The 24388-nt window shown below is 54.8% G+C and carries 21 protein-coding genes, 2 pseudogenes and 1 CRISPR repeat array; of the genes and pseudogenes, 13 read left to right on the top strand and 10 right to left on the bottom strand.

Going from position 1 to position 24388, the window contains the following annotated elements; translation table 11 throughout:
* Positions 1-680: 680 nt before the first annotated feature.
* From HEQ61_RS11630 to HEQ61_RS10255, 6 genes and pseudogenes are all read left to right on the top strand, one after another.
* Positions 681-833, top strand: a pseudogene (locus HEQ61_RS11630) (recombinase family protein); the annotation flags it as partial.
* 151 nt (positions 834-984) lie between these two features.
* Positions 985-1197: a ribbon-helix-helix protein, CopG family gene (locus HEQ61_RS10270; RefSeq protein ID WP_168021317.1), complete on the top strand. Its 213-nt coding sequence runs from the start codon at positions 985-987 to the stop codon at positions 1195-1197.
* Positions 1198-1248: 51 nt separating this feature from the next.
* Positions 1249-1995: a DNA methyltransferase gene (locus HEQ61_RS11105; RefSeq protein WP_209315735.1), complete on the top strand. Its 747-nt coding sequence runs from the start codon at positions 1249-1251 to the stop codon at positions 1993-1995.
* Positions 1996-1997: 2 nt separating this feature from the next.
* Complete coding sequence (locus HEQ61_RS11100; RefSeq protein WP_209315736.1) at positions 1998-3107, top strand: DNA methyltransferase; 1110 nt, start codon at positions 1998-2000, stop codon at positions 3105-3107.
* Between the two features lie 3 nt (positions 3108-3110).
* Positions 3111-5705, top strand: coding sequence for a DEAD/DEAH box helicase (locus tag HEQ61_RS10260; RefSeq protein ID WP_168021319.1), 2595 nt, complete (start codon positions 3111-3113; stop codon positions 5703-5705).
* Positions 5706-5731: 26 nt separating this feature from the next.
* Complete coding sequence (locus HEQ61_RS10255; RefSeq protein WP_168021321.1) at positions 5732-6040, top strand: hypothetical protein; 309 nt, start codon at positions 5732-5734, stop codon at positions 6038-6040.
* Between the two features lie 268 nt (positions 6041-6308).
* Here the strand turns inward: HEQ61_RS10255 and HEQ61_RS10250 are convergent, their stop codons facing one another.
* Both HEQ61_RS10250 and HEQ61_RS10245 read right to left on the bottom strand, forming a co-directional pair.
* On the bottom strand, positions 6309-8060 hold the full coding sequence (locus tag HEQ61_RS10250) for an amidohydrolase (protein WP_168021323.1): 1752 nt from the start codon (positions 8058-8060) through the stop codon (positions 6309-6311).
* A gap of 56 nt (positions 8061-8116) precedes the next feature.
* On the bottom strand, positions 8117-8986 hold the full coding sequence (locus HEQ61_RS10245) for an AraC family transcriptional regulator (protein WP_209315737.1): 870 nt from the start codon (positions 8984-8986) through the stop codon (positions 8117-8119).
* A gap of 404 nt (positions 8987-9390) precedes the next feature.
* On the opposite strand from HEQ61_RS10245, the gene HEQ61_RS10240 reads away from it, so the two are divergent.
* Both HEQ61_RS10240 and HEQ61_RS10235 read left to right on the top strand, forming a co-directional pair.
* A complete protein-coding gene (locus tag HEQ61_RS10240) occupies positions 9391-9669 on the top strand; it encodes a type II toxin-antitoxin system RelE/ParE family toxin (RefSeq protein WP_168021325.1) in 279 nt (92 codons plus the stop codon).
* 22 nt (positions 9670-9691) lie between these two features.
* Positions 9692-10042, top strand: coding sequence for a HigA family addiction module antitoxin (locus HEQ61_RS10235; protein WP_168021327.1), 351 nt, complete (start codon positions 9692-9694; stop codon positions 10040-10042).
* Positions 10043-10075: 33 nt separating this feature from the next.
* On the opposite strand, the gene HEQ61_RS10230 is transcribed toward HEQ61_RS10235, so the two are convergent.
* The gene (locus HEQ61_RS10230; protein WP_168021329.1) at positions 10076-10618 is read right to left on the bottom strand and encodes a recombinase family protein; all 543 of its coding nucleotides are present in this window, start codon (positions 10616-10618) and stop codon (positions 10076-10078) included.
* A 262-nt stretch (positions 10619-10880) separates the two neighbouring features.
* Between HEQ61_RS10230 and dcm the strand changes: the two genes are divergently transcribed.
* The 4 genes and pseudogenes from dcm to HEQ61_RS11340 form a co-directional block, all read left to right on the top strand.
* A complete protein-coding gene (gene dcm / locus HEQ61_RS10225) occupies positions 10881-12011 on the top strand; it encodes a DNA (cytosine-5-)-methyltransferase (RefSeq protein WP_280730285.1) in 1131 nt (376 codons plus the stop codon).
* Positions 12012-12116: 105 nt separating this feature from the next.
* A complete protein-coding gene (locus tag HEQ61_RS10220; RefSeq protein WP_245183258.1) occupies positions 12117-13412 on the top strand; it encodes a type II restriction endonuclease in 1296 nt (431 codons plus the stop codon).
* A gap of 38 nt (positions 13413-13450) precedes the next feature.
* Entirely contained in the window at positions 13451-14335 is an 885-nt protein-coding gene (locus HEQ61_RS10215) for a M48 family metalloprotease (protein WP_168021332.1), read from the top strand.
* 266 nt (positions 14336-14601) lie between these two features.
* Positions 14602-15609: pseudogene (locus HEQ61_RS11340) on the top strand (MFS transporter); the annotation flags it as partial.
* Here HEQ61_RS11340 and HEQ61_RS11625 read toward each other — a convergent pair.
* Complete coding sequence (locus tag HEQ61_RS11625; RefSeq protein ID WP_415877260.1) at positions 15536-16459, bottom strand: condensation domain-containing protein; 924 nt, start codon at positions 16457-16459, stop codon at positions 15536-15538. The pseudogene HEQ61_RS11340 and the gene HEQ61_RS11625 overlap by 74 nt on opposite strands.
* Here HEQ61_RS11625 and HEQ61_RS11330 point away from each other — a divergent pair.
* Positions 16400-16633 carry a hypothetical protein gene (locus tag HEQ61_RS11330; protein ID WP_245183255.1) on the top strand — a complete coding sequence of 78 codons (234 nt, stop codon included), beginning with the start codon at positions 16400-16402 and terminating at the stop codon, positions 16631-16633. The genes HEQ61_RS11625 and HEQ61_RS11330 overlap by 60 nt on opposite strands.
* A gap of 645 nt (positions 16634-17278) precedes the next feature.
* Here HEQ61_RS11330 and HEQ61_RS10205 read toward each other — a convergent pair.
* The 6 genes from HEQ61_RS10205 to HEQ61_RS10180 all read right to left on the bottom strand — a co-directional run bounded on the left by HEQ61_RS10205 (position 17279) and on the right by HEQ61_RS10180 (position 24247).
* Positions 17279-18016: a replication initiator protein A gene (locus HEQ61_RS10205; RefSeq protein ID WP_168021335.1), complete on the bottom strand. Its 738-nt coding sequence runs from the start codon at positions 18014-18016 to the stop codon at positions 17279-17281.
* 165 nt (positions 18017-18181) lie between these two features.
* A CRISPR array of direct repeats spans positions 18182-18479; the repeat unit is 36 nt; unit sequence GTTGCTGCTTGACCGCAATTTCTGAGCTGCTAGTCT.
* A 74-nt stretch (positions 18480-18553) separates the two neighbouring features.
* Positions 18554-18859, bottom strand: coding sequence for a CRISPR-associated endonuclease Cas2 (gene cas2 / locus HEQ61_RS10200; RefSeq protein ID WP_168021337.1), 306 nt, complete (start codon positions 18857-18859; stop codon positions 18554-18556).
* Positions 18860-18894: 35 nt separating this feature from the next.
* On the bottom strand, positions 18895-19806 hold the full coding sequence (cas1, locus tag HEQ61_RS10195) for a type II CRISPR-associated endonuclease Cas1 (protein WP_168021339.1): 912 nt from the start codon (positions 19804-19806) through the stop codon (positions 18895-18897).
* Positions 19807-19865: 59 nt separating this feature from the next.
* Positions 19866-23051 (bottom strand): type II CRISPR RNA-guided endonuclease Cas9, encoded by a 3186-nt coding sequence (gene cas9 / locus HEQ61_RS10190; protein ID WP_168021340.1) that lies wholly within the window; start codon positions 23049-23051, stop codon positions 19866-19868.
* Positions 23052-23532: 481 nt separating this feature from the next.
* Positions 23533-23751 (bottom strand): hypothetical protein, encoded by a 219-nt coding sequence (locus HEQ61_RS10185; RefSeq protein ID WP_168021342.1) that lies wholly within the window; start codon positions 23749-23751, stop codon positions 23533-23535.
* Between the two features lie 52 nt (positions 23752-23803).
* Complete coding sequence (locus HEQ61_RS10180) at positions 23804-24247, bottom strand: AAA family ATPase (protein ID WP_168021344.1); 444 nt, start codon at positions 24245-24247, stop codon at positions 23804-23806.
* Positions 24248-24388 lie beyond the last annotated feature (141 nt).

The following is a 24388-nucleotide window of genomic DNA, read 5'->3' as shown; positions in this document are numbered from 1 at the left end:
GACTATTTTTCGGGGCAGGAAATGCCAAAAAAAAGCACTCTTCCCCCGCCACGCTTGCGGCTTAAAGATGGCTTGTTTTCTGCAGTACAGAGGATGCCCCTGCGCCAATGGTTACTTTGCTTTCCACGCATCGTGGGGGCCTGTCCAATCTCTGCATTTTTCTGCCGTTCCCTGCATGCCCGGACGATTGCCATTCAACGCCCACGAAAGGCCTTTGGATCTTGCAGGCGTCCGGCCTGGAAAACGCAAGGACGCTGCCTGAATGTGTGGGCACAACAGACAGGGGAGCATTGTCCGCAAGGCAGACTGTAAAAACACCTGTGTTGCTCACGCTTGCGTTGAGCACGGCCCGGCCGTGCGAACAAGCATCCTCATCGAATGAGGACATGAGGTGGGCCCACCTCCTCTATCCTGCCGGTGGGTACGACATGGAAACTTTTGGAAACTCGTAGAAACTCGTGGAATACCCCTCAAACACTCGCCAAACTCATTTGCACCCCTGTGCGCAGTTATACATGTCTCCTGTCCCGCCTTGCGAGATGGGTCCCTGTTTCACGCGCTTTGACATTCCATTGTGTTGTCATTGGCTGTGAAGTCCGGGGGGCGCCGTGTCGTGTCCGGGAAGTATCTGCGCAAGCGGATCACGTGTGTATATCGAAGGGGTAGATTCCGGCTGAGTGCAGGATAACACCACTACCGCTGCAGGGCGGTTGATATTCGGTATCTTCGCAGCCCTGGCTGAATTTGAGCGTGAGTTGATACGGGAGCGTACCCGCGCTGGCCTTGCCCATGCCCGTGAACAGGGCCGCCGCCGTGCCCTCACCAAAACAGAGTAGGGACGGAAGTCGTGTAGGCTTACCGTCCACGTCATGAGCCAATCCAGTGAAATCCGCTTACTCCAGAAGTATGCGATGAGAACTGCATCACTTTGTTGATGTTCGGTGCAAAGCGCTGTACCCCTTGGGCAGATTCCATGGAGCCGAAATGTCCGAGCGCCGAAACAAGACCACCAGACTGACGGTGAGCCTCGATGACGGGGACTACGCCGCCCTGACAGCCATCGCCGAGAAAAGTGATGTTTCCCTGTCGTGGGTCATCCGCCAAGCGATCCATCGGTTTGTCCAAGAGAATGGAGCACATCCTGAGTTGTCCCTCAGGCTCGCTGGAAGTTTTGGGAAAGAGGGCCAAGACACATGATCCCCGCCGCCACCTCCCGCACCGATTTTCTTGCCGGAAGAGGAATTATTCGTGTCACGCCTCACTGATCTGATTGCGCAGGCGAAAGCCAAGGACCCGTCCCTTGGGCAGGAGCTGGAACGGGAATTCAAGGTTCTTTCCGCCCGCCGTTCATTTGGCCTCAATTTTGAAAGGCACCGCCCCGAAAGCGTCGAGCTGCCGGGCCGTCCCGTGCGCAAGGGCGACAAGGTGCGCGTTCTGCCGCCGCGCGGTGAAACGAAGAAAGGCAATCAGCGGCTTTGGAAGGTCAGGAGCCTGTCCGGGAAGGGCGCGGAGCGCCAGGCCGTTGTCGAACTGATCGGCGCGGAAGAGCCGGACACGCAAGAGGTGCCCGCTGCCGACCTCGTGGTGGTCGCGGAGTTTCGGGATTACATCTACCCCGGCCTTGTGAGCACAGGAAAGGTCGAACGCGGCGGGGACAAGCCTTTTCACACCGTGATCAATGGCGAGAACTTCCATGCCCTAGAAGCTCTGACCTTCACGCATCGCGGAAAGATCGACGCTATCTACATCGACCCGCCCTACAATACAGGCGCTAAGGACTGGAAGTATAACAACGATTACGTTGAGGCAGAAGACCTGTACAGGCATTCCAAGTGGCTAGCATTTATGGAGCGGAGGTTAAATGTTGCGAAGGAGCTTTTGAACCCATCCAACTCTGCATTAATCGTTACAATCGATGAAAAAGAATACCTCAGGCTTGGTTTACTTCTTGAGCGGACGTTTCCCGAGGCAGATATTCAAATGGTAAGCCAATAGGTTTGGGAGTAGATAGGCACACTATCGAGCACCCAAGCAACGTCATCGTTCGCTGGCCAATCCGTGCAGATGGCACAGAAGGTCGGTGGCGTGTCTCGGCAGATGGGATCAGGGAACTTATTGAGAAAGGCTATATCAGGTTAGGTCGCGCAAGAGGTGATCAAACTACGATTCAATACATTTCACGCGGTGAAGTAAAAAAGGTCGAGAGCGGTGTATTTAAGATTAAGGGGCATCGTGATGATGGTTCATTAGAAGTTCAAGATACAGAATATATCCCTACTGTTGTTCCCGGCACCCAATGGAACATCAAGTCTCATGACGCATCGGTCAATGGGGCACTGATGATCCGTTCACTCATACCGAGGAGAACATTTCCGTTTCCAAAATCATTATACGCGGTTGAAGACTGCCTACGTTTTCTAATTAAAAGCAAACCAAACGCGACAATTCTCGACTTTTTCTCCGGTTCTGGGACGACCGCCCATGCAGTTATGCGTCTCAATCGTCAGGACGGAGGCCGACGCCAATGCATTTCAGTCACAAATAACGAAGTGGCTGCTGGCGAACAGACATCGCTGCGCAAGTCTGGCCTGCGTCCCGGCGATCCCGATTGGGAGAAATGGGGCATTTGTGACTACATCACCAAGCCTCGCATCGCCGCTGCGATCACTGGGAAGACGCCAGATGGGAAGGATATCAAGGGCGATTACAAGTTCACGGACGAATTCCCCATGGCCGAAGGCTTCGAGGAAAACGCCGAGTTCTTCACACTCACCTATGAAACGCCGGTTGCGGTCAGCCACAACCGCGCCTTCGCGCGGATTGCGCCGCTGTTGTGGATGCGGGCGGGCAGCGAAGGCAGGCGGATCGACGCAATCCCCGCCGACGGGTGGGAGGTAGCAGATACCTACGGCCTGCTGACAGACTTGGACAAGGCAAGCGCCTTTTGCAAAGCGGTCGAGGCCAAGGGCACCATTCGGATTGCCTATATCGTGACAGATGACGACCGGCGCTTCCAGTCCGTAACGCGCCATTTGCCCGATGCCGTCGAGCCGGTACGACTCTACGAGTCGTACCTGACCAATTTCCGATTCTCGATGGGGCGCTGAGTCATGAAGTTTACGCTGAAGGATTATCAGGACGAGGCCGTCAAAGAGGTTCTGGACCGGCTGAAGAAAGCCCGCAAACGCTGGCATGAAGACCGTGACAAGCACGCGTTCTCACTGACCGCGACGACCGGCGCGGGCAAGACCGTCATGGCGGCGGCAATCTTTGAATCCCTTTTCTATGGTAACGACGATTTCGACTTCGAGGCTGATCCAGGTGCTGTGGTGATCTGGTTCAGCGATGACCCGTCTCTGAACGAGCAATCCCGCTGGCGGCTTCAGGAAGCGTCCGACAAGCTCACCATCTCCGATCTGGTCAGCGTCGGGAACAGTTTCGCTGGAGAGAAATTCCGGCCCGGCAAAATCTACTTCCTGAACACGCAGAAACTGTCCAAGAACAGCCTTCTGGTGCGCGGGCACGATCCCAACGACCCCACGCTAGAAACGGCAGACGGCCAACGCATTATGCCGGATATGCGGTCGCATACGATCTGGGATACGATCCAGAACACCATCGAAGATCCCGACCTAACCCTGTACCTGATCCTCGATGAAGCCCATCGAGGTATGAAAGAGGGTGGTCGGTCCAACGGCGACGGCAAACCGACAATCGTCAAGCAGCTCATCAACGGTTCGGGCGCGGTGCCCGGTATCCCGATTGTCTGGGGTATCTCCGCAACCGTTCAACGATTCAACGATGCCGTTTCCGGTATGCAGGACCGTAGCACCCTGCCCAACGTGATTGTCGATGCAAAGAAGGTGCAGGATTCGGGCCTTCTGAAAGACACGATCAACCTCGATGTGCCCGACGAGACCGGCGATTTTTCAACCGTGCTTCTGCGTCGCGGCACGGCCAAGCTGAGTGATATCTCGAACGCCTGGGCGGAGTACGCCAAGCAGCAGGATGACGCCGATACCGTTCTGCCCCTCATGGTGTTGCAGGTTCCAAACTCCCCGGACCACAACGAAATCGGCCTATGGCTCGACACGATCTTCGAGCAATGGCCAGAGCTTCAGCACGACTCTATCGCCAACGTTTTCGGTGAACACAAAACCGAGACCTTTGGCCGACATACGGCCCCCTACATCGCACCGGAACGAGTTCAGGAATCCGATTGGGTACGCATTCTGATTGCCAAGGACGCCATCAGCACAGGCTGGGACTGCCCGCGTGCGGAAGTCATGGTTTCCTTCCGGGCGGCAACGGACAAGACCCACATCACCCAGCTTCTCGGTCGAATGGTGCGCACGCCACTGGCACGGCGTATCCCCGGTAACGACCGGCTGAACGCGGTCGATTGCCTTCTCCCGCATTTTGACAAGAAATCGGTTGAGGCCGTTGTCGCCGCGCTCATGTCAGGCGGCGAAGCTGGCGAGGAACTGCCCGGTCGGCGGGTGCTGATCAATCCGCGCGAGATGAAGCCCAATCCGGCAATCTCTGAGAACGTTTGGCAAAAGCTGCTTTCCTTGCCGTCGCAAACCTTGCCGAAGCGGCAGGCTCGCCCGGTCAAACGGCTAACGGCGCTTGCTCACGAACTGGCTGTTGACGGCCTCCTCGCGGACGCCGGCAAGAAAGCTCATGCCGAATTGCACAAGGTTCTGGACGGCGCACAAGTCCGGTATGCCGAAGAAATCAAGAAAGCCCGCGACTCAGTGATGACCGTTGAAGGGAAGACGGTGAAGGCGGATGTAGAAACCAAGGAAATGACCTTCGACGATTTTGTCGAAGCTGCCGACTACGCCGTCATCGAAGACGCATACAAACGCGCGGCGCGGGTTATCAGCCCTGACCTTGCCACGACCTACAGTGAACACCTTGCCAGCAAAGCCGAAGAGGATGACGATCCCGAGGAAGCGCTGATCGAGGCTCATACCGTGATTGCGGCGCTTGGGCTTGTCCCTGATCTGAAGGACGATCTTGAGACGGCTGCGGAGAAGCTGTCAAACCAGTGGTTGACCAATTACCGGGTTCAAATCAAGAGCCTTTCCGATGAACGTCAAGACGTCTATCGCCAAATCCGGGAAATGAGCGCTGATCCGTTGGATGTCGATCTTGCACGGCCCAACACTTGGCTTCAGATGACCACGGCGCGCAAGGCCGACGGCACCGAAGAGCCGCTACCACGCTTCGAAAGGCACATGCTTTGCGATGGGGATGGCCTTTTCCACGGCGACTTCAATTCATGGGAAGGCAAGGTCGTCAAGGCCGAGTTGGAGCGAGCCGGTACGGTCGCCTGGTATCGAAACCCAGCCCGTGCAAGTCAGGATTCGTTGGGCGTAACCTATGAAGAAGGCGGCGACATAAAAATAGTTCGGCCAGATTTCATCTTCTTTGCGCAGCTGGACGACGGCACGGTGGTCGCTGATATCGTCGATCCCCACGGTATTCAGTTTGGTGACGCTCTTCCGAAGCTGAAGGGCTTGGCGGAGTACGCTGAAGCTAACGCGGGCACATACCGGTGCATCGAGGTTGTCGCCGAAGTTGGAGGGACCTTTCGCACTATCGACCTGACGGAGGCTTCAGCCCGAGCGGCGGTCAAATCCGCAGCGACGGTGAAGGAGGTTTACGATAGCGAGGTGGCGCATGATTACGTCATGTAGCTATTACCAGTTTGCAGGAGGACGCGGTGCCTTTTCCGCTTTCGCCGCAGAGCATTGACGCCATAGCTGAAGTCATCAGCGGCGGCGGTGGGAACGACCCGACGCCGCCAATTGGAATCTATCGCAGCGGCCCCAAAATTGAAAAATCCATGCGTGCCTGCAACGTTGATTTTCGTGTGAGCGGTTCCCGCGTGCCGTCATTGGTCGATTGCTTTCTGGATATCAATCGGGGCTTCGAGCCTTCAGCGGTTTTCCCGAGGGTCATTGAGGCCGCTGCCGACCCCCGAGATTTTGCCCACGCCGCCCATCGGGCGTCCGAAAACCAAAACAGGTGAGCCATTCATGCCTCCAATCTCCCGATTGAAGGGTATGAATCTGATTTGAAGACCACGATCAATACCATGATTGGGTTTGGAGCCTAACGACAATGGATAGTGGCTATGCCATATTTTTTGGCACCTAGAATATATTCTCTATCTTGGCTCTTTCCAGCCTAGTTAGTAAGTCATAGTTCCGTACAGGGCGGCCATAAGGCCGCCCTGTCTTGTATAGTTATTCTTCAATAGAGGGGCCAGGACCCAACTAAGCTTGGCAAGCTTGTACCTAAAGGGCGTTATAGACCAGATTTCCCTTAAACATTGTCCATAGCACTTTGGTTTCCTTGATGTTCTCGCTTGTCACCTGTTCCAGATTTCGATCCAGTAGGATCAGGTCAGCACTTTTTCCTACGCTAATGGAGCCAATCTCTTTCTCCCGCCCAATCACCTTGGCAGCGTTGAGGGTATATGCCTCCAAGATAGCCTGTCGGCTGATCTGCTCGCTGGCGGGGGGCAACAAGCCAAGTTCCCCTTGTCGGGTGATCGCGGTATACATGGCGAGGAAGGGGTTGGGGCTCGAGACTGGCCAATCACTGGCCCCAGCAATAATCGCGCCGCTTTGCAGCAGGCTGCCGGCCGGATAGAGGCGGGCCAACAGGGCCGGGGGCACTTTTCCCTCCAGTAGCGTGGTGGTCGCTATGTTTTTCCCGGCCCACAGCAGTTGCATCGACGCAGCCACATTGAGTGGTTTAAAGCGGGCAATACTGGCCGGGCTCACCACTTCCAGATGGGTGATGCTGTGCAGCAGGCCGTGATCCTGATTGTGGGTCCGGGCATAGGCGATGGCATCCAGTGCTTCATGGGCGGCCCGATCGCCGATGGCATGAAAATGAACGATCAGTTGATGGGCATCCGCGGTACGGATCAGCTCGTTGAAACGCTGCTTATCCAGATCATCCTTGCCGCTGTAACCAGGGCGATTGATGTAGGGCTCACTCAACTTGGCAGTCTGGGATGGATACTCGATGACACCATCTTGCAGGATTTTGATACCCACCAGTTTGACGTCCGGTGCATCTTGAAACTGCTCTTGCAGCGCCAATACGTCATCAATGATGGTGGGCGATGCGTGGATCCCCACCAGTGCCAGTGCGGATACATGTCCGGTCAGCTTTCCTTCCCGGGAGAGCATGCTGTACGCCGGTAACAGGCCGGTGTCACGGCGATCTGGCTCGGCGTTGAAGACGGGCGCGAGGGGACGAATGTTACTGATAGGATCCATCCATGCCGTAATGCCTACCTGATTTAGTTGCTTGGCGGCGGTCAGGATGGCACTGGCAATCGTCTCGTTGCTGACGGGAGGCAGCGCCTTGAGGATGGCATCCCACCCGCCTTCCGAGGCAAAGCCATTGAGCTTGCCGGATGGAGTGAGGCCGAAATTGTCTTTCAGCGTGGCATAACGACCAGCAAGGGACTCGGCATCAATGCCAGCCTTGCGCAGCATGGCCTGATTGGCCCAACCGGTGTGGGCATCAGACCCGGCAAGTACCACTGGGACCTGCTGGTACTGCGGGCCATTGAACACCTGATCGAGTAGGGGAAGCTGATGCCAGTAGTCGAGGGAGACATTGCTGTATAGCTGTACATCACCCAGTGTCAGGCGGGGATCATCCTTGCTGCCGGTCAGAAATTGCTGCACCTGCTCAACCTGATCCATGGCATCGGGAAAGTTAACCGTCATCCCCTGAAAACCGGCAAATGCCGCGTGAACATGGCTGTCGATGATCCCCGGCATCAGGTACTTTCCTTTCAGATCAAGGCGTTTGGCATGGCTTCCAAGGCGGTCACTGACCTCCTGATAGCTGCCGACTGCCACAATTTTTTTACCTTCAATGCCGATTGCTTCCGGATGAGGGTTCGCCGGATCGCCACTGTAGATGGTGCCACCAAAGATCAGGGTCTGGCTCTGTGACTGGGCATTCGCGGCAGCGGGAAGCGTCACCAGCAGGCTGGCGAGAAACAGCGTTTTGATATTCATGGGCATAACTCCGTCGTTTCGGTGCCCGAAGGCTTCGAAGTTGGTGGGGTATCGGTTTATCGGTTGATCAGCGGGATACAGATATCAAACACGTAATGATCCCGGTCGGGGTCAGTGCCCGCGTGGTATTGCTCGTAACACGGGCGATCATCGCAGCTCAAACCTTTGCTCACCAACCAGCTAAACGCCGTCTCCCAGCAGGCGACCAGTTGATCGCCACGAGCGATAAACTGACTTATCGCATAGGGGCCCGCGGCGATGGTCTGTGTGGTTAAATGGCGCCCAGTGGGGATCTCTGGCCCCAGCTCGATGCAGACGTCAGTACGGCAGCGCGTCTCATCGGTAATATCGGGGATATCCCAATAGAGACTCAGGGTACCCGCCGGTGTCATCGCTTCGTCTGAGGCAAACAGGGCGAGCAAATCCCTATGGGCTTGCTCGCAGGTCTCCTTGCCATAGGGGCCCAGGCGGCGCATGTACGCGACGTGCCGTTCAGGCATCTGCTTGACGCTTGCCCCCTGCAACAGACCAAGGTGTTCAGTGACCGGGTGCATGACCAGGTCATCATAGGTTTCAAAAGGAAGGGGATCGTTTCCAATCTTGCTTTTCCAGTTTCCCCCCTGCTGCTGGCGGTATTCCGAGGGGCTCATGGCGAAGTGCAGGCGAAAGGCCTTGGCGAAATTCTGGGAGCTGGAGAACCCGGCGGCCAGCGCGAGGGTGGTGATGTCGCTCTGGGGGGAGGCTAGCAAGCGACGTGCTGCGCGCTCCATGCGCAGGCGCCGTGTAAATCCGGCGATGGTCTCGCCAACCATCGTCTTGAATATGCGGTGGAAGTGAAATGTGGAGATGCCTGCCGCCTCCGAGACCTCATCCAGACTCGGATTGTCATCCAGATGGTGGCTGATGTAGTCCATCGCCTTGAACACAGGTTTGCGATAGTCCAGAGTTATTTCCTTTTAGAACGAAGGTTAATCATGTTAGTAAACTTCTTGAATATATTCATTATGTGTGATTGTGGTAATGAAAATTCATATTATGAGCCCCAAGCCAAAAAGCAAATCCTGTCAAACTATGGCAAGTCACGTAATATTTTGCGTTTCCAATCTTGCTTTTCTTTCATGAGTCTTTAGAAAAATTATTATTCATACGCCATATATAATTCAAATGTTTGCTCAACAATAAGAGCGGTTGTCTTGTCTGGGCATGGCAAACGGCCGACCTTAATGGTTGTTTTCTCCTCTTCACGCAACCGAATGAATGTATTGGCGTCGGGGTTTTTCAGTAACATAGATCTATTGTAAAGTGTAACATTACATGTTAATATCCACCCATGATAATAAGTTTCAAGCACAAGGGATTGCGCTCGTTTTACGAGACAGGGAATGCAAAGGGCGTCCGCCCCGACTTGTCTCGGCGCATCGCAATCATTCTTTCAATACTCGATGAAGCTGACAGCCTCGACGATCTAAACCGCCCATCCTTTCGCCTGCACGAGTTATCAGGTGCCCGCAAAGGAACGTGGGCTATGAGCGTAAATGGCCCCTGGCGCATCACGTTCACGCACGAAAACGGAAAATTCAGCGTGCTGGACTTGGAACAATATCACTGAGAAAGGGAGAAAGAGCGTGCCTATGCACAACCCACCCCACCCCGCTGAAGGTCTCAAAGATGATCTTGAAGCGTTGAACCTAACAACGGCACAAGCCGCAGAAGCGCTTGGCATAAGCCGTCAACAACTGTACCGCGTCCTTAACCAACAGAGCGCCATATCCCCCGAAATGGCACTGCGGCTTGAGGCGGTGATAGGTGTGAAGGCGGACCTGTGGCTGCGCTTGCAGGCGGCTTACGATCTGGCACAGGCACGCCAGAACAAGGCCAACCTGATGAAGCGTTTGCGTCGCCTGACAGTGCCCGTCCCGTCTGCTGAACTTCCGGCGACAATGCCGTCGACCAAGGCACGGAATTGCATGCCACGGGCCTGAAGAAGTCGCATCAGAGAACGGAAAATAAGCACGCTAAGCCGTCTGGGCAGGAAGCCAGCGGTACAGTGTAGTGGGTGATACGCCCAGACTCTCGGCGACGGTGCGGGCGGGTGTTCCGGTTTCCAGAAGCTTGCGGGCTGCCGTGATCTTGCCGGGGGTCATCTTTGCGGGGCGTCCGGCTTTCCGGGCGGCGTCCAGTCCGGCGCGGGTTCTTTCGGCAATCAGGTCGCGCTCCATTTCCGCGAGGCTGGCCATGATGTGGAAGAAGAACCGGCCTGCCGGGCTTCCGGTGTCTATACCGTCGATCAGGCTGCGGAAGTGGATGCCCCGGGCCTGAAGACTGTCAACCAGATGCACAAGCTGCTTCACGGTCCGGCCCAGACGGTCCAGCTTCCACACCACCAGCGTATCACCAGTGCGCAGGTAATCCAGCGCAGAGGAAAGGCCGGGGCGGTCTTCACGGCTGCCGCTGGTCTGGTCCTCGAACACACGCTCGCAACCGGCTGCGGACAACGCCTCTGTCTGTAGCTCTGTGGTCTGGTCTCGCGTCGAAACGCGGGCGTAGCCGATCAGCATGACATCTCCCTCAAAACTCATCGCACATAACAGCACGCTCAAACGATCCTGTAGTTACAAAAAAAGAATAGAACAAAGAGATAACAGAGGACATAATGTCCGCAGATTTTCCCGACAAGAATAAAGCATGACATATTCTCAGCCCCTCAAAACCTTGAAACAAGCCCGCAGCAGATTCACACAACGCGAGCTTGCCAAGCATGTTGGGAAAGACATCAAAACCATAAGACGGTGGGAAAAAGGTGAGACACCGTGTCCAGTGATGCTTGAGCCGGCATTGCGGGATCTTATGGAACCAAAAGACACCCATACCATGGGGGATGGATGCGCCTTTAGTTTTATTGATCTTTTTGCCGGTATTGGCGGCATCCGAATGGGCTTCGAAGCCCATGGAGGGAAATGCGTTTTTACCAGTGAATGGAATGAGTTCTCGAAAAAAACGTACATCCAGAACTATGGTGATCGTCATACATTCATTGGTGACATCGTTCCTTATCCAGCAGAATTTGTACCGGATCATGACGTCCTTCTTGGAGGCTTTCCGTGCCAACCATTCAGTATTGCCGGTGTAAGCAAAAAAAACTCTCTGGGTCGCCCTCATGGTTTTGAATGTACGACACAAGGAACCCTGTTTTTTGATGTTGCCCGTATTATTGCAGCAAAGCGCCCGAAGGCATTCCTGTTGGAGAACGTCAAAAATCTACTGTCGCACGACAAGGGGCACACTTTTGATGTGATCCTGCAAACGCTCCGTGATGAGCTTGGTTATAGTGTGCATTACCGGGTCATGGATGGACGGAATTTCACACCACAGCATCGGGAGCGCATTATTATCGTTGGTTTCCGTCAGGAAACAGGCTTTTCGTGGGATGATCTGAGAGTACCGGAGGAAGGTCCGCGTCTTGCTTCAATTCTCCACAGGACCGATGGTACAGAACCCATCATTCCATGGGACATGGATCGCTTTTTTGATCATGACAAGCAAGCTGTCCAACCACGATATACATTGACCCAAAACCTTTGGACGTACCTTCAGAATTATGCAGAGAAGCACCGCGCCGCCGGTAATGGTTTTGGTTTTGGAATGGTTTATCCGGATAGCGTTACCCGTACGTTATCCGCGCGGTACTACAAGGATGGGTCCGAAATCCTTGTATGGCAGGGCAAGAGCAAAAGGCCACGACGTTTAACTCCCCGTGAATGCGCCCGTTTGATGGGATTTCCTGATTCTTTCCGGATACCTGTCAGTGATACACAGGCCTATCGCCAGTTTGGCAATAGCGTTGTTATGCCAGTCATGCGAGAAGTTGCGCGTATCATGAGGCCCCACATACAAGCGTTAATCATTCATGAACAAAATGCACTTCTAAGTGTACGCGCCTCGCCTTCCTGATGGTTTATGAAGGTTACAGTCACGCACGCAGCCGGGTGATGTGCACTACATGTAGCTATGATGCCGAGACTCTCCGGTACCATGCCGCGATATGTGTGCATGGACATGAATCTGGTACCTGCACTCTGGCTTTATGGTGGACGCTCCCTTGATCGAGATCAGGAAATGAAACCAGGATATCTTTCGGAGTATTTTGAAGGGGTCGCCGCAAAGAGGCTAAGTGCGGTAGAGGCAGACGGGACGCGTTCAAACCAGCACGAATACCATGCGACAAGGAAGGTCAGGGCATTTCTTGGTAGTCCTGAAGAGAAGACGAGAATACCAGCCCGTTTTCTCTATCTCACCGATGATGATTCTGATCCTGTCGTGGAAGATGCGTTCCTGACTCTTTACAATTGCCGCAAGGGGAAACCACGTTCTCCTGAATATCATCTCTATTTCCCAACCACAAACGTATCCCTTAATGCCAGCGAAGGAGACCTTCTCGTCATAGCAAAAAAGCGCGATGGTAGCCTTCTGGTTATCATTGCTGAAAATGGTTCTGGTATCGGGCGGCAGATTGAGTGGTTGTTTGGCTTTGTTGACCTGGTTCACCCCGGTTTTTTCGTAAAGTCCGAGTTGGAAACAGAACAGGACCGTATCGAGTTTGCCTCCCGGTTTATTCTGGAGAACATTGGTATAGCGGTTGAGGCATCCGAAGATACTTATCTTGATGACATGCTAACACGCTTTTCTGGTCGCTTCCCGACTACGCGCGAATTTTCGACCTATGCACGATCAACTCTTAAGGATCTTTCCCCTCGGGACCAGCCAGATCTTGTCCTGATGACGTGGATGGAGCGTGAGGAAATTCTATTCCGTACACTTGAGCGCTATCTTATTGCTGACAGATTATCGCAAGGATTCACCGGGAAGATTGGCGCCAAGAACGTTGATGTTGATGGGTTTCTGTCATTTTCCTTGTCCGTGCAGAACCGTCGTAAAAGTCGCGTCGGTCTCGCCCTAGAGAATCACTTGGAACGACTGTTTGAGGAAAATGGTCTACGCTATACACGAACAGCCATAACAGAGAACAGGGCCAAGCCTGATTTCCTGTTTCCTGGTGCGGCCGCATATCATGATCCGGCGTTTGACTCATTGAAGCTAACTATGCTTGGCGTGAAGTCAACCTGCAAGGACCGTTGGCGGCAGGTTCTTGCCGAAGCAGACCGGATTGATGACAAGCATCTGCTGACTCTGGAGACGGCAATATCCACGCACCAGACCGAGGAAATGGCGGCAAAGCAGCTTCAGCTTGTTCTGCCCCGCAGTCTGCACCAGACTTACACGCCTGCACAGCAGGCATGGTTGATGGATGTTTCCGGTTTCACGGAATTGGTCCGTGAGCGACAGGGCGGCTAACTTATACAAGTGAACACTAATGACGGGGGGTTGGGAAGATGTTTCATTCAGGAATCAATGTGAGTGCATTCTGTAAGTTGGCCGCATTGTCTTGGCAGATTATTGTCTCATTGCATGTAACCGTTCTCGTCATCAGTTTCTTGTATGGGATCACACCATTCCTCGACTGGTTGCTTGATCCTGTGACCAATGCACGGATATTTGCGTGTTCAGCCGCTGTTTTATTGGCATTGGCGGCTGCTGCCATGACGTGGGGTGATGCTTATATGAGCATTCGGATGGGAGCAAGGAAGCCATCAAAACGCGAGAAGAAGACTTTAGATGACATTTCCATGGTCTTGGGCGCCAAATATCTCCGGAAATACGGAAAACCCATGCCAGCTATCCTTTGGCACGTCCTGGATGATAATTCTACCAATGCAATGGCCTATAGTCTGCGATCTATAGCAATAAGCCGTGACTTTCTGAAGGCTGCCCGTGACGACGGAAAAGACGCAATGCAGAGCCTTGTTGGCGTAGCGGCTCATGAATTAGGGCATCTGCATTATAGAGATACATTTTTTCTTCTTATTATGTCGGCTGTTTCATGGCCCCTTTATCTGGCAAAGAAGGTGTTCATGTGCCTTGGCTTTATTCCGGTTATTGGCCCGATAATCTCTTTTGTTTTATGCGCTTTGATTCATTTCTCAGAGCAAGCAGGGTGGTTTGTTTTTTCCCTGAGCAACAGACAGGAGGAATACAGGGCAGACGCCTTTGCGGCAAGTCTCGTTGGCCCTGAAGGGCTTATGTCATTCTTTGATCATGTAGCCTCCATGGAAGTGAATCCGGGTAGTAGTGGTCTTGTGGATTACTATACAAAAAGTCACCCCCCTACTGAGTTGAGGCGGTCACGCATTGAGCAGTATGCTGGTTTGACAGCCTGATGAATATAAGCCCCTGTTGCCATGGCGCCTGCGCCAGTGATGACAATGGGGGCCCTCAAAACTCATCGCAAACATCACCAAGAACCGACACGGTTTCAAGCGTGGTTTTTGAGAGCGTGGAAGCCGCGTGTTGCCGTGCCCGGTGTCTCGAAACCGGACCGGCTTGTAAATGGCCGATTTTGTAAATTTATTGTCTTTTATATTATAATAGATCCTGGCGCGAAGATGCTACCTTGTGCCGCTCCTTTTTGGCTACAGGATCAGCTATGCAACGTAAACTGACTTTGACGTTGGTGACGTCAATGATGATGTTTCCCCAGGTGGTGGAAACCATTTACAGCCCGGCGCTGACGCACATTGCGGACGGGTTCCGGGTGAGCGCCGAAATGGCGGCGCAAACGCTCTCTTGTTACTTTTTCGCCTTCGCTCTGGGCGTGGTGGTGTGGGGACGGATGTGCGACGTGATAGGGCGTCGTCCCACCATATTATCCGGACTGGCGCTGTATCTGCTGGCGTCGCTTGTCGCGCTGTTCAGTGCCAGCTTCAGCGTGCTGCTGGCAGCGCGGATGCTGGCCGCCTTTGGCGCCGCGGTCGGTTCGGTGGGGACACAAACCGCGATCCGTGACCGTTTTGACGGCTCTGAGCTGGCACGGGTGTTCTCGGTGATGGGGATCGCCATGGCGATCAGCCCGGCGATCGGCGTACTGAGCGGCGCACTGCTGACCCACTATTGGGGATATCAAGGGGTGTTTGGTGGCCTGGATCTGCTGGCGGCCTTGCTGTTGGGATATGCCGGTTGGCAGCTGCCGGAAACGCGCCCGCAGCAGGTTGCCCGGAGTTCGTTTTTCGGCACCCTGGGAAAAATGACAAAGGATGCCGACATTTGGCACAGCGCGCTCCTGGTGGCGCTATTCAATATCTGCATGTTCAGCTATTACCAGTTGGCGCCGTTCCGCTTTGCGGCGCTGGAACTGCCTGCGCAGTGGTTCGGCTATACCGGTCTGGTGCTGGCGGCCGGGGTCGGTATCGGCGCCGCGATCAACACGTTCTTGATCGGTAGACGCTGGCCGTTTACCGCGCTGTTGACGCTGGCGTGTACGCTGTCGCTGATCGGCGGCGTGATGGTGTTGCTGCTGGAAGAGACGATGTGGTTTGTGCTGCCGATGATACTTGTAGTAATGGCATACGGTATCAGCATACCTAACATTCTGGCGCGCGCACTGCGCCACTATAAGGACTGCACGGGCACCGCCGGTGCCATCCTTGGCCTGATGTACTATCTGATGCTGGGCGGTGGCCTGGTTCTGGCCGGACTGTCGCAGCAACTGGGCTTGGTACTGACGTTGGGCAGCCTGTGGGCGCTGCTGCTGGCGTGGCGCGTAGCGAGCGCAGAGAGGCATGCGGCTCTGCGTACTGATAGGCTACGCCGTTGGTTTCGGCGAAGCGGGTGCGCAGGCTTTCGTGTTTTTCATAGATGAAATTGATCGCCTGTTCGAAGCGCGCCAGATTGAGCGGGCCCTGAATGTCTATCGCCAGCGGCAGGTTGTAGCTACAGTCATCGGGGTTCAGCGCGCTCAGATACCACAGCAGATTCTGCTGCGGGCTGAGCGGTGCACGCCGCTCCTTGCCGATGGCGATGGCGCACTCGGTGACCACCGCCCTATTCTCAATAAATTCGGCCAGTTTGCGCACCGTATTGTGGTGAAACAGATCGGCGATGCTGAGGTGGCAGCAAAGATCGCGCGCGACAAGCGCCACAATTTGCCTCATCGTCAGCGAATGCGCGCCCAGGTTGATGAATGCCTGTGCGACATCGACCTGCGGACAGCCGATCGCGTTGGCCACGATACGCTCAAGGATCGCCTCGGTTTCGGTTTCCGGCTGCGCTAAGCATTCGCTTCCGTCGTTCAGCGGCCAGTTTTTCAATTGCTGGCGCTCGATTTTACCGTTAATGGTCAATGGCAGCGTTGACAAGAATACAAAAACGCTTGGTATTGCAGCGGGATGGAGCAGTGTCACGAGCGCGTTGCGCAGAGCGTCGGCGGCCAAGGTAGGCGAAGCAGATTGCACGAAGGCGGCGAGGACTTTGCCGGACGGCTGATTGCGGGCGACCACGCAGACCATATCTACCTGAGGGTGTTTACGGATGGCGTTTTCTACCTCTCCGATCTCAATGCGCACACCGCGAATTTTGACTTGGTGGTCACGGCGACCGACGAAAATGAGATTGCCCTGTTCGTCCCATTTGGCGATATCTCCGGTTTGGTAAAGACGTTCATCGTTCTCCATATACGGTAGGCGCAGCGTGACGAATTTCTCCGCACTCAGCGCCGGCTGATGCAGATAGCCGTGCGCCAACCGCTTGGTTGTGCCCTTTCTGATTCTGCAATTACCTGATATTTTGAAGGTAGTTATTTGAAGGCATTTTTTATGTTTGTTTTGTGGGGTGACTGTTGTGGTCCAGAAATCCGGAAAATCGTAAATTTCCTTTCCATATTTGTGGTTTGAACGGGTGTTATTTTTGGCAAACTATTGTGGTCCTGCTGTTTTAGCCCACTTTACGTTATCTATATGTGTTATAAAGTTAAACTGTTATAGACGTCATTTCTTTAATTTTCCCAGTCGGTTAAAGGGATAATTGTGCGCGATATACCGAATCGGCGCATGCGATATACCGAGTTGCTGCACGTGATCTACCGAGTCTTGTTGCACGCAATATACCGATATACAGTTCGTGTTATCCACAGGCTTGGCCTTGCATTTTATCATTCGTCAATGTCACTCGGTGGGGGTAAAAGCTCCATGGTTTTATGAGTAAACACGGCCAAGATGCGATCATTCCGCCCTCAACGCCACGCGTTGCTCCCGAGATCTTCATTCATGCGTTGTTGCTCGGGGTCCGACTTGCCGAATGCCAGACCAACCCGATATTGTGGCAAACTGTCAGCCTCCGAGATTTTTTTTCAGATAAACCTTGAAATTACGGAGCTCCATTTCTGAGTCACATTTTTCCGCCAGGCGCGGCAGGGAAATCTTCCATATCGGCTGACGGCCACAATGCTTGCGTGCCAGCTCGTAAAGCCGCCTTTCCAGGCCCATCTTGAGCCTGAAATACCCGCGATCAATGGTGAGAACACGCCTGTTCTCGACAATTGCACGAAACATCCATTTGTTCAGGGTCAATTCAACGGCGGCCATTACCCTCTGTCCACGCGAATTGATGCGCTCGACAATCCTGTAACTGTCGATCCACGAGAATCCCCGGCGTTCACGCTCCTCATTCTGTCCAGAGGTAATGGTGGTGCGAATAGTGGTACTCTGCAGCCGGTCCAGTGCGGACATGAAGAGTTCGTAAGCTTGTTTGCCTGTTCCGCGTCCGGTAAGCCTGAGAAAGTCATAGGCCGGAAATTGAATGGTGCGGTTTACAGAGGCGCCACGTTCAAGGCGGCTGTTCAGCAAGGATGTTACATAAATCAGAACATCCTTGTCCCAGATGGAGGCAATCCCGTAAGGGCCTGGATTGACTTCAATACGAACGGTTCCATCATCGAAGACAAAAGGTTTGACGCGCTTCTGTTTCTGAAGGCTGAAAAACGGAAACTCCATCAGGGCACGTTCGTCTTTTACCGGGGCACTTATGATGCTCTCCAGGAACAAATCCACTTGGGCATCATCATCCATGTCTTTGTCTCCAGCTTCCCGCACGCGATATACCGTGTGGAAGGCGCACGCAATCCACTGAACCCTGCCCGGAACGACAACAAGAGTCCAGCTTTTCCGCACGCGATATACCGATGAATGTCAGGGCCCCTTGCTTAGCCTTCCTGTCCGGGGGCAATGGGTCGCGTTGCTGCTTGACCGCAATTTCTGAGCTGCTAGTCTGGGCGTTGGTTATGACCCGTCGCCGGGGGCGTTGCTGCTTGACCGCAATTTCTGAGCTGCTAGTCTCGGCGGGTTCGCGCGACCATCTCCGGTCGGTTGCTGCTTGACCGCAATTTCTGAGCTGCTAGTCTGGCGTCCTGCCTTTTCAGTGGCCTGAAAAGTTGCTGCTTGACCGCAATTTCTGAGCTGCTAGTCTTTCTCAAGGATACTTATGCCTGGTCCCCCAGTTGCTGCTTGACCGCAATTTCTGAGCTGCTAGTCTTGATCAGCGCTTTGCGCCTTGATTCCACTTGATAATATCGCGATGTGGCGGTGTATTTTTTGCACACATCGCTCCTATAGCAACAGCAGTTGCGACGGATTTTCGCGGGCCCTCCGCCGGTCCTGGTTCGAAAAGTGAACGATGTTGCGGAACTGACGGTCCGTAAGAGCCAAAATCTGGACGTCACCCTTGTCAGGCAAGGCCTGTTCAATGCGACGAATGCGGGCCTCAAGAGCCTCCTTCCCATTCACAAAACGACCATAAGCCGAAAACTGGCTGCGTTCAAAGCCTTCATCAAGGAGAAAATTCCGGAAGTCCGTAGCAGCCTTGGCTTGGGCCCTGGTCCCGACCGGCAGATCGAACATGACCAGCACCCACATCAGACGATATCCGCTGAGATGATACGTGGTTCCATTCATGATCCCAAGGCACGAAAGGTATCGATCGAAGGGAGACCGGGCAAGGCAAGCGCAAGACGACGCGTTTCGAAGCTGCGTGCAAGCGAGGAAGCCAGGCGCCCAAGCACTGTGGCCAGGGGTGTCGTTTCATCCGCCAACGGTAGGTCAAGGGCAATAAGCCCGGCCAGGGCTGCCTTGGCGGACGGTGTGACGTCTGTACCTTCCCGCCTGACGATCTCCCGGACAGTCATGTCAACAAACGGACGGAAGGGTTCCATCAGATCATCGGCCAAGGCAAAAGCATTGCCGCGGTTGGCATGAAAAATACCGATCGCAGGGTGTAGACCGGCACCGGCAACAGCCCGTGCGGTGGCGGCACGCAGAACAGTATAGCCGTAATTGAGAAGCGCGTTGATGCCGCTGCCATCGGTATTCCGGCGGAAATCCGGCCCCATCATCAGTGGCCAGTAAAGGCGGGCTGCCTGTGCCTCGATGTTGCCTGTGTCACCGGACCGCACACGACGCGCCATCATGCGAAGAGGAGCTGATGGCTGTCCGATAGCTTCGAGCGATGCAGCCTGTATACCGATCTTGGCAATGACGATGGCCTTCCAGGCCCCCTTCACCAGAGGTACGGGCGCAGACCATTGGGCACGAATGCGCGCACCCTGCTGGTGGTGCCCCTCCATCGACCACAGAAGACCCGTCGGGCGATGATTTGACCCGCAGATGACAACAGGCGTGCCCTGTTCCGCGAGCGCAGCCAGCAGCGCGTTGGACCAGGTTATTCCGTGGGCATGGGCCAAAACTGCGGCGACCTGATCGAGAGGCACGCGGGCGATCCGCTTGCCTCCCTCGCTCACGGTCAGAAACCCACGGTCACGGGCCAGATGGCGACCATCCTGTGTGAGGTCAATGATCTGATCCATGGCCGGTTCCCCTCTCCCCCGCCGAATGGATTCAGCCTACAGAACCCGCAGGAACCCCGTTACCCTTTTCTGCCAGGATCACGGAAATGACCTGTTTCATCCACAATAATACGACGGGCACCCTTCTTGATCAGGGTGCGGGCCGTGAAACGCAGATAAAGGTCTTCTTTATGCTTCTCATAGCGCTCCCTTGCATTGGATGCCGTGTGCGGCACCAAGGAAATCCCGCCATTACGATCGAACATCACAACGGTAGCAATAACCGGACCGAACTTGCTGTCGTCCAGCTTTACCATGTCGGACTTGAACAGACGCAAAAGCCGCTTGGCCGCAGGGTGTGGGCGTGACCCGGGGCCAAGTTTGTGGGCATCGAAGGTGCTGACAATGTGTTCGGTGACGGCTCCTCCGGGTAACCTCCAGACCTCAAAGCAATGGTTGGAGTCGCCTCTATAACCTTTGTAGGCCCGTCCGGATGCATCCCGTATTTCGACCACGCTGATCGGCTCGATCAACCGGACACGGCGGATCCCGTGGTAAGGACCCGGACTGTCGCGGAAGTGTGCCAGCGCCTTGGAAAACGCCTCGCCCTTCTTTCCGGCAGTCACTGCCGCAAGGGCCGCCTTCAACGGTTTGTCCCTGATCTTGCCGATCATGGCGGGCGTCAGGCTGTCCAAGGGCTTGCGGGTGACCACAAGCGGAACACCCTTCTCAGATTGCCCGGTCAGACCATAGGCCGTGTCGAGGTGCAAGGAGCCGGTTGTCTGGTCGCGCCCTTTCATGCGGGTCGTGAGGTCGATCCGGCCATGATCGGGGCGGTGGCTGACAATGATACGGTTGACATGTTCCGCAACTGCTTCACGGAATCCGGGCCACGGGGGCATGATGGATGAGGCCAGTGCCTCGCGGCCCTGATCGACATCTGTACGCGCCTGCTCGGCCATCGCCTTGATCAGGCCGCGGTCTGTTGCCGCCACCACCGCCGCATCAATGGCGTGGTGGCGGTGGTCCATCCGGTTCTTCTCTTTTGTGACATCCCGCAGCGGGTCCGTCAGAATCCCGTTCAGACCCCAGTGCCGACGCAGCATCTCTGTCAGACGCCCTGGAACGACCCAGACATGGCTCTTTCCATCTGCGCCATCATAGAGCGTTTCAAGATAGGCCTTGGATATTCGCGAAAGGTACTGGGTATCCACCAGCGCCCGTGCCTCGAAATCCCGCTCGCCCTCAAACCGTGCCATCGCATCTTCGGCAAAGCGCCAGCGCTTGAATTCAGGAATATGGCGCAGATTGTCGTCTTCAAGCGCCCAGATCCGCATCCCGTCCCGCCGGGCTTCCGATGGCGATTTGTTGCGCTTCTGGCGATTGGCTTCCTTCATGCACAGGGTGCGGTTGGCCGTGCTGTCGTCAAGTGTACGGGAATAGGGCAGGATGTGATCGATGTCGATCGCGCCCGAGAAGAGCAAAGAGGGTGAAATGATTGTCCCGGTATAGGGGCAACGCCGCATCATCGGATCTTCGTGGAGTTCCTGCCACAGACGAACATACATGCGGTTCGCACCCGTATCCGGAACACCCCATTCGGTCAGGAGAGCTGAACGCGCCTCGGCGGCCTTTCTGTTTTTGACATTCAGGGCTATGGCCGCCTTTTTTTGGCCAGGGCTTTGCTTCAGGTCGCGAGCCAGTTCGACCACGATCTCTTCTGGTTTACCATGGCGGGCGATGATCCGGTTCACCAGGCGGCGCAGCTGGTTCAGTCCGATGTGAACCGTCGGGTTGGTGATCCGTCCAAAACGTGTGATATCGTCATGATGCGGCTCACCGGTCCCCGGGATAACATGGGCCTGCAGCACTTCACCATAATAGGGAAGTGTTTCCAGAATCTCGCCCGTCCGGCGGTCGGAGTGGTGTTGATCGAGCGCCTTCCCCACCGCCTCGCTATAGGTCAGGACCTCGGCTTTCAAGCAGCTCAACAGCTTCCGTGTTGCTGTCTCCCCAAGGCGCCCATAGCCTTCGGGCAAGGGGGCATAAGCCGTTGCGCGTGCATGCGCAACGTCCAAGCCGTGGACCTGCTTCAGCCACTCAACCAGTGCCCCGGTATCATCGTCATCACGAATACGCCCGACGATTTCGGCCTGCACCTCAGCCTCAAGAGCCAACCAGCGTGTGCCGAAGCGGTCGGGGTGTGACAGGCTCGCCCGGACCGGATCGCAGGCGATGTAATCGCGCCCCTTTTCCAAGGTACAGGTTTGCCCGTCACGCAACTTGAGATGTTTCGCGATGGCCTTCAGCGACAGTTTCGCGGAGGCTATTGCCTTGACCGGTACTTTGCCGTCCAGAAGCATGATGACTTTATCACGCTGCTCCTTGCCGAGGGGAACAGCGGCCCCGCTTTCGGTCCTGATCCGCAGCGCATTGACTGTTTCATAAAGAACGCGTCGCTGTGTCAGCGGATGAGCCCTGGGCAGACGCGGTTCCGGGAAGAACAGACACCGTCCTACCGCTGGTGCCTTCAGGGGGCGCTGAAAGAAGATTGTTTCGAACACTTCATGGCGCAGACTATCCGTCAGCACCGGGTGATGTCCGGCCTGTGCGGCCCAAACCTTGTTGAACTCTTCCTCAAGGTGCCGTCGGTCCGGGTAGAAGTCATACCCCGTTTCTGCTTTCCCACCGTCAACGGACCGCAAGGTAAGCCGCGTGCGAACAGACGACACACGGCGCAGATCTTCGGCCTGGCTGCGACGCAGGTGCAGGAATTCGCCATAGGTCCGTGCTCCGACGGCCATCATCGTCTGATCCAGTCGTGCAGACCCATCGATGATCTTGCCGCCCTCGTTGTTGCCACGGTCAGTTTGGCGGTTCGATTTGAAGCCCCGCCGTTGGTTAAGATGGAACAAAGCACGCCCGAGTTCGATAAGTTGCAATCGGCGATCTAGGGCCTCGGCCCGCAGGCGATAGGGATCCAGTACTTCCAACTGCTTCGCCTGATCTGGTTGTTCCGGCATCAAACCGGCCGCCGCAAGACGCTTCATCAATGCTGCACGACGGCGCAGATATCGGTCACGCCGTCGCCGCAACGCACGCGCATTGCGGCGCTCCACAGCTGACGAAACGCCCGTCTTCGCGTCCCGGCCATCCGAGAAGAGTCTCACGCCACAATCTATAATATCGGCAATCATGCCGTTGGTTATGCGATAGAGAAACCAGCCGATGGATGTGGAACCGATGTCGAGCCCAAGACGAAGCATGTTACGAACCCAAATAAAAAAGACGGGGGAATAATTGTTCGACCCTTGATTTATGTCAACACACAACGCTATCTAGAGTAGCGCTGCAAATGAGCAAACATCGGGCGTCCCAAATCTGATCGGACAGACCTGATCATCTTCCGGGAGAAGGTGACCGATTGCACCTTGACAACTCACGGCAAATAAATGAAATCTTGGCTCTCAGAAATTGCGGTCGAGCCGTTAACAAGCTCGACAGAGCACCACATCGAAACCCGGGGCTACGGCCCCGGGTTTCCTTTTTGTCGTACCCGATCATGAACCCGGGTGCATACCGTATCCTTATTGGCCATGGCCGCTCGCAAAAAAATCTTCAGCTGATCCCGCCACCCCCAAACCGCATGGCCCCGATCTTGTCCTGCCCCTTGGGACACTCCCCCCGAATGCTGCGGACATGAACAAAAACATACAATTAATGAAAACATATTAAACGTATATACGCCTATCCGTATTTCTGTAAAAGTAAGTCCCGCAACTCATCTGAAATCTTGCTGCCACGCATCGCACACTGGGCCTTGATAGTACGGTGCAAATTTGCAGGGATATCAATTGTCAACCTCTTCATCGGTTCCTCTACATCCCGACTATCCACCCATGCATCCGCAGAAACAGGAGCTGGCTTGGTTGTCGGCCTGGTCCCGATTGAAACTTTCTTGCTCATACTTTCCCTCTCCGTGATTACAAAAACCGCCTATGGGCAGAACACAATTCATTCATGCCGGTTCTTTCAACCTGGCAAATTCGAGCAACTCGTCTGTAAGCGCCTCAATCTCGGATACAGCTCGTACAGCGCCATCAACTTCGTGAACAGAAAGTCCGCGAGCTGCGGCTTCAGCAAAAATAACGCGCTGGGTAAGAGATGACTCAAAAGCAGGAACATCTGGATAAGCTGCCAGCGCCTCACGCCCGATTGCCGTATTTGATATTTTACGATTTATAACAAATGCGTATTTAAGATTTTCTTTAAAAACAACCGCTTCGCCAATAAGTTTGACAACCTCATCTGAGGCCCAGATATCGTAAGGCGATGGCTGTGTAGGGATCAGAATAACATCGGCGGCCATAACGGCAGATCGGGCTAAATCAGTGACACGGGGTGGCCCGTCAATCACAACGTGATCATAGCCATAACCAATCTGGCCTATCTCTTTATGCAATGTTGGACGGGGAAGACCCGCAAGAAGCTGAAGACGGCAATGGCGATGATGTCAGACCGTGATAATGCCGCACGCGATGTCGCGGCTGAACTCGGTGTGTCTTTGTCGACGCTCTATGCTTATGTCGATGCGAAGGGAAAT

This window comes from Haematospirillum sp. H4485, from assembly GCF_012102745.1.
GTDB lineage: Bacteria > Pseudomonadota > Alphaproteobacteria > Rhodospirillales > Rhodospirillaceae > Haematospirillum.
This window is presented reverse-complemented; position numbering and strand designations above follow the sequence as displayed.

What these genes read in the sequence shown, in the direction of transcription:
- HEQ61_RS10270 (WP_168021317.1), top strand. Translation starts at nt 985, where the DNA reads ATGTCCGAGCGCCGAAACAAGACCACCAGACTGACGGTGAGCCTCGAT.
- HEQ61_RS10260 (WP_168021319.1), top strand. Translation starts at nt 3,111, where the DNA reads ATGAAGTTTACGCTGAAGGATTATCAGGACGAGGCCGTCAAAGAGGTT.
- HEQ61_RS10250 (WP_168021323.1), bottom strand. Translation starts at nt 8,060, where the DNA reads ATGAATATCAAAACGCTGTTTCTCGCCAGCCTGCTGGTGACGCTTCCC.
- HEQ61_RS10240 (WP_168021325.1), top strand. Translation starts at nt 9,391, where the DNA reads ATGATAATAAGTTTCAAGCACAAGGGATTGCGCTCGTTTTACGAGACA.
- HEQ61_RS10235 (WP_168021327.1), top strand. Translation starts at nt 9,692, where the DNA reads ATGCACAACCCACCCCACCCCGCTGAAGGTCTCAAAGATGATCTTGAA.
- HEQ61_RS10230 (WP_168021329.1), bottom strand. Translation starts at nt 10,618, where the DNA reads ATGCTGATCGGCTACGCCCGCGTTTCGACGCGAGACCAGACCACAGAG.
- dcm (WP_280730285.1), top strand. Translation starts at nt 10,881, where the DNA reads ATGCTTGAGCCGGCATTGCGGGATCTTATGGAACCAAAAGACACCCAT.
- HEQ61_RS10220 (WP_245183258.1), top strand. Translation starts at nt 12,117, where the DNA reads ATGAATCTGGTACCTGCACTCTGGCTTTATGGTGGACGCTCCCTTGAT.
- HEQ61_RS10215 (WP_168021332.1), top strand. Translation starts at nt 13,451, where the DNA reads ATGTTTCATTCAGGAATCAATGTGAGTGCATTCTGTAAGTTGGCCGCA.
- HEQ61_RS11625 (WP_415877260.1), bottom strand. Translation starts at nt 16,459, where the DNA reads ATGGTCTGCGTGGTCGCCCGCAATCAGCCGTCCGGCAAAGTCCTCGCC.
- HEQ61_RS10205 (WP_168021335.1), bottom strand. Translation starts at nt 18,016, where the DNA reads ATGGATGATGATGCCCAAGTGGATTTGTTCCTGGAGAGCATCATAAGT.
- cas2 (WP_168021337.1), bottom strand. Translation starts at nt 18,859, where the DNA reads ATGTGGGTGCTGGTCATGTTCGATCTGCCGGTCGGGACCAGGGCCCAA.
- cas1 (WP_168021339.1), bottom strand. Translation starts at nt 19,806, where the DNA reads ATGGATCAGATCATTGACCTCACACAGGATGGTCGCCATCTGGCCCGT.
- cas9 (WP_168021340.1), bottom strand. Translation starts at nt 23,051, where the DNA reads ATGCTTCGTCTTGGGCTCGACATCGGTTCCACATCCATCGGCTGGTTT.
- HEQ61_RS10185 (WP_168021342.1), bottom strand. Translation starts at nt 23,751, where the DNA reads ATGAGCAAGAAAGTTTCAATCGGGACCAGGCCGACAACCAAGCCAGCT.